General features: G+C 73.3%; 3 protein-coding genes and 1 pseudogene. 2 read left to right on the top strand and 2 right to left on the bottom strand.

The genetic code is table 11. From position 1 onward, the window contains the following. A pseudogene (locus E1264_RS40165) lies at window positions 1-1,028 on the top strand (PD40 domain-containing protein); the annotation flags it as partial. A gap of 24 nt (window positions 1,029-1,052) precedes the next feature. Here E1264_RS40165 and E1264_RS40160 read toward each other — a convergent pair. Both E1264_RS40160 and E1264_RS40155 read right to left on the bottom strand, forming a co-directional pair. Beyond that, window positions 1,053-3,230 carry an MMPL family transporter gene (locus tag E1264_RS40160; RefSeq protein ID WP_132182421.1) on the bottom strand — a complete coding sequence of 726 codons (2,178 nt, stop codon included), beginning with the start codon at window positions 3,228-3,230 and terminating at the stop codon, window positions 1,053-1,055. 167 nt (window positions 3,231-3,397) lie between these two features. Then, on the bottom strand, window positions 3,398-4,330 hold the full coding sequence (locus tag E1264_RS40155) for a Ppx/GppA phosphatase family protein (protein WP_132182419.1): 933 nt from the start codon (window positions 4,328-4,330) through the stop codon (window positions 3,398-3,400). A 181-nt stretch (window positions 4,331-4,511) separates the two neighbouring features. Here E1264_RS40155 and E1264_RS40150 point away from each other — a divergent pair. Beyond that, a partial coding sequence (locus E1264_RS40150) for a PH domain-containing protein (RefSeq protein ID WP_132182417.1) occupies window positions 4,512-4,930 on the top strand: 419 nt, incomplete at its 3' end.

Below are 4,930 nucleotides of genomic sequence, written 5' to 3'. Positions count from 1 at the left end.
CCCCCTCGCCGGAGCCGTCTCTCATCCCCGCCCCGTCGCCCATCCCGTTCACGATCCCGTCCCGCGACCGGGCAGGGAACAGATATTCGCGGCGCACCACGTTCACCGTGTCGGCCGTGGCGGCCGCGCTCGTCGCCGCCTCCGTCGCCGCGGGGCTCTACTACCTCGGCCGGCCGGACGGCGACGGGAGGGGCTCCGGCGCGGTCGGGACGGCGTTGCCGTCCGGGGCGATGCTCGTCCGGATGGACACCGCGCCGGGCTGGCCGAAGGAGTGCCACGCCGACCTCGGTCTCTACAAGCCGGGCGACCCGTCCCCGTCGCCGCTCGTCACCGGGCCGCAGTGCGACATCCTCCCCGAGCGGTCGCCGGACAAGACGCGCATCGCGTTCACCCGGCAGTACGCGAGGACGGCCGAGGCGTGGGTGGTGAACGCCGACGGCGGCTCGCCGCGGAAGGTCACCGCGATCGCGCGCGGCACCCGGGTGACGTGGTCGCCGGACGGCACCCGCCTGGCGTACGTGGCCGAGAAGGACGGCGTCCGGCAGCTCTTCGCGAACACCCTGGACGGCCGCTCGGCCACCCAGCTCACCACCGACGCCTCGCTGAAGGACGACCCGATGTGGTCGTCCACGAACCGGATCGTGTTCTGGAGCAGGCAGACCGGCGACGAGCAGATCTACTCCCTCGACCCGGCCGATCCCGGTTCCCCGTGGACGCGGCTGACGAAGGACGGCGTCCGCTCGGTCGACCCGGAATGGTCACCCGACGGCCGCAGGATCGCCTTCACCCGCGGCCCCGACGAGCACAGCACCATCTGGGTCATGAACGCGGACGGCACCGGCCTGCGCGCGCTGACCACCGGCACCGAGGACGACATGGACCCGGCGTGGTCCCGCGACGGCAGCTGGCTGTGCTACGTGCGCGGCCCGGTCGGGAACCCGGTGATCCGAGCCGTCCGCGCGGACGGCTCGGACGACCGGAGCCTGACCCCGTCGGGCCACACCCTCGGCCACCCCTACTGGCTGTAGGGCGCGACCCGGCGGGCGCTCGGCCTAGTCTCCTTGGGCGGCGGAGGCGGGCTGTCCCGGGGTGCCCGGCGCCTCCACGCCGGCGGGCGGGTCCTGGACGCGGGCGAGGGCGCTCGGCCACCACATGTGCCGTCCGACGTCCAGGTTCAGCGCCGTGACCAGCACCGACCGGACGAGGAACGTGTCGAGCAGCACCCCGAACGCGACCGCGAAGCCGATCTCGGCGACGAACACCAGCGGCAGCGACCCGAGCGCCGCGAACGTCCCGGCCAGCACCGCGCCCGCCGAGGTGATGACGCCGCCGGTCGCGGCGAGCCCGATCAGCGCGCCGCGCCGCGTCCCGACCCGTCTCGACTCCTCGTGGACGCGCGTCATCAGGAAGATGTTGTAGTCGGTACCGAGCGCGACGAGGAACACGAACGACCACAGCGGGAACGACGGGTCGGCCGAGTGGAACCCGAAGACGTGGTCGAACACCAGCGCGCTGACCCCGAGCGCCGCCCCGAAGGACAGCACGACCGTCACGACGAGGATCAGCGGCGCGACGAGGGCGCGCAGCAGCAGCGCGAGGATGCCGAACACGACGACGAGGACGAGCGGGATCACGTAGTTCTGGTCGCGGTGGGTCGCGTCGTTGACGTCGAGCGTCACCGCCGACGAGCCGCCGACCTGGGCGTCCGCGCCCGGCACGGCGTGCACGGCGGCGCGGGCGTTGTCGACGGCCGCGAAGCCGCGGTCGCTCTCGGGCGGCGCGGTGAGCGTGGCCTCCAGGTAGACGAGCCCGCCGGACGCCTGCCCGGGGTTGTTGCCGGCGGGCTTGACGTCCCCGATGTCGGGGACCTTGGCGAGGGCGGCGCGGACGGCGTCCTGCGTCCCGTCCTTGGTGATGATCTGGAGCGGCGAGCCGCTGCCCGCCGGGAAGTGCCGCCCGAGGACCTCCTCGCCGGTGACGGAGTCGGGCTTGCCGGTGCTGAACGACTCGCTGGCCGGCAGCGACTCCGTCCGCAGCCCGAACAGCCCGACCGTGAGCGCGCCGAGCACCACGGCCGTGATCAGCCAGGTCATCCGGGGCCGGGGGGCGATGGCGGCGCCGACCCGCGCCCAGGTGCCGCGCTCGGTCGGCTCGTCGGTGCCGAACGCGGGGCGCCGCGGCCAGAACATCCAGCGCCCGCAGATGACCAGCAGCGCGGGCAGCAGCGTCACCATCGCGGCGAGCGCGACGGCGACGCCGATCGCCATCACCGGGCCCATGCTCTTGGTGGAGTTGAGGGTGGCGACGAACAGGCACAGCATGCTCAGCGCCACCGTCGACCCGCTCGCGACGATCGCGGGCCCGGCGCGGTGCAGCGCGATCGCCATCGCCTCGTGCCGGTCCCGGTGCCGCCGCAGCTCCTCGCGGTAGCGGGCGATGAGCAGCAGCGCGTAGTCGGTGCCCGCGCCGAACACGAGCACGGTGAGGATGAACGCGGCCTGCCCGTTCACGGTGAGCCCGGCGTACTCGGCCAGCAGGTAGATGAGCGCCTGCGCCGCCACCAGCGCGAACCCCACGCACACCAGCGGCGCGAGCCACAGGATCGGGCTGCGGTAGGTGAGCAGCAGGATCCCGATGACGATCGCGGCGGTGATGAACAGCAGCGTCTTGTCGAACCCGGCGAACACGTTGCTGAAGTCGCCGCCGTACCCGGCGGGCCCGGTGACGTGGGCCTGCAGCCCGGGGGCGCCCTTCTGGACGATGTCCCGGTAGTCGTCGACGGCCGGGCCGAGCAGCTCCCATCCGTCGTCGCCGGTCTTGACGTTGATGATGGTCTCCAGGGCCTTCCCGTCCTTCGACGGGATCGGCCCCTGGACGCTCAGGGCGAGCCTGCGCGGCGCGGCGTCCCTGGGGTCGGCGGTGACGGCCTGGAGGCGCGGCACGTCGGCGGCGGCCTTGGCCCGGTCGGCGGCGGTGAGCGCGGCGCCGTCGCGGTGGTAGACGACCACGGCGGGGTAGGTGTCGGCGGGCACGAAGCGCTCGGACAGTTCAAGGACCCGCGTCGACTCGGCGTCCTTGGGCAGCCACGCCGACGAGTCGTTGGACTGCGCGCCGGTCAGCTTGCCCGCGAGCGGGAACGCCAGGACGAGGAGGATGAGCCAGACGCCTAACACGACCCATTTCCCGACCCGTCCGCAGGGCAGGGAGGCGAACTTGTAGGCACGCGACATCAGGGGAACTCCCAGTCTCCGAGGAATATGATCATGCGTCGCCGGAGCGGGGCTCGGCAAGCCGAATCACCTCAGTGAGGGGGGCTCCAGACCGCTTTCGGTCAGTCGGTGGAAACGACCTAAAGATCATGGCCTATGATCCCGCCCCGCCGTTCACGCCCCGCTGCTCACGCCCCCGTGATCATGTCGAGGCGGCGCAGGATCACGCCCTCGCGCAGCGCCCAGGGGCAGATCTCCAGCTCGGTGAGCTCGAACAGGTCCATCGCGGCGTCCGCGACGATCACGCCGGCGAGCAGCTGCTCGGCGCGCCGCTCGGACACCCCGGGCAGCTCGGCCCGCTCGGCGGAGGGCATCGCGGCGAGCTTCTCCGCCCAGTCGGTCAGGTCGTCGCCCGCGAGCGTCCGGCGCTGGTACGGTCCCTCGGCCGAGGGCGCGGCCCCGGCGATGCGGGCGAGCTGCTTGAAGGTCTTGGACGTCGCGACCGCGTGGTCGGGCGGGCCGTAGCGGGCGACGTCCCCGACCCGGCGCGCGATCTCCGCCCGGACGTGCCGCCGCAGGTTCCGGACCTCGTCCGGGGGCGGCGGGTCGGCGGTGAACCGGTCCCGGGTGAGGCGGCCCGCGCCGAGCGGCAGCGAGAACGCCACGTCCGGCTCCTCGTCGAGGCCGGACGCGATCTCCAGCGACCCGCCGCCGATGTCGACCACCAGCAGCCGTCCCGACGACCAGCCGAACCAGCGCCGCACGGCGAGGAACGTCAGCCGCGCCTCCTCCTCGCCGGACAGCGCCCTGATGTCGATGTTCTTGTCGGCGCGGATCCGCTCCAGGACCTTCTCGCCGTTGGCCGCGTCGCGGACGGCGGAGGTGGCGAACGCGACGAGGTCCTCGACGCCCTTGTCCTCCGCGATCTGCAGCGCGTCGTCGACGAAGTCGCGCAGCAGCGTCTCGCCGTCCTTGGACAGGCGGTCGTCGTCGTCCAGATGGTCGGCGAGGCGCATCTCCGCCTTGTGCGAGAACGCGGGCAGCGGACGGGCGCCCTCGTGGGCGTCCACCACGAGCAGGTGCACGGTGTTCGAGCCCACGTCCAGCACGCCGAGTCGCATGCTTACGACGCTAGCGGACGGTCCACCGGACGCCAGGGCCACCCGGCATCGAAACGGCCGCGACCGGCATATTCTCCACGCGGGGTGACGGAGGGGACACCGAAGTGTGACGGCCGGGGCCCCCGCGGACCGGGCGGCGCCGGGCTGCGGCTACGGTGTCGGGCAAGAGGGGGTGTCCGGCATGACGGCGGTATCGGGACGGCGGTGGCGGGTGCCGCGCGCCCAGGTGGCGGCGAAGTGCGCCGGGGCGGCGGCGGTCACGGCGCTCGCCGTCTTCTACCGCGACGACGCCCAGTTCCTGATCCTCGCGGTCGCGGCGGCCGTCGGGCTGAACGCGCTCGCGCTGCGCGACCTGCTCGCGCCGGTGCGGCTCGCCGCCGACGGCGACGGCGTCACCCTCGTGACCGGCTACGCGGGGCGCCGCCGCGTCCCGTGGGACGCGGTGACCGCCATCCGGGTGGACGAGCGGCGCCGCCTCCTCCTGCAGACCCGGATTCTGGAGATCGAGACCGGCGACGACCTGCACCTGCTCAGCGCGTTCGATCTGGGCGCGGACGTCCACGACGTGGCCGACGAGCTGTACCGGCTCCGCGCCCGCAC

It is taken from the genome of Actinomadura sp. KC216 (assembly GCF_004348535.1).
Classification (GTDB): Bacteria; Actinomycetota; Actinomycetes; order Streptosporangiales; family Streptosporangiaceae; genus Spirillospora.
Note: the sequence above shows the minus strand (reverse complement) of the source record. Positions and strands in the feature narration are given on the sequence as shown.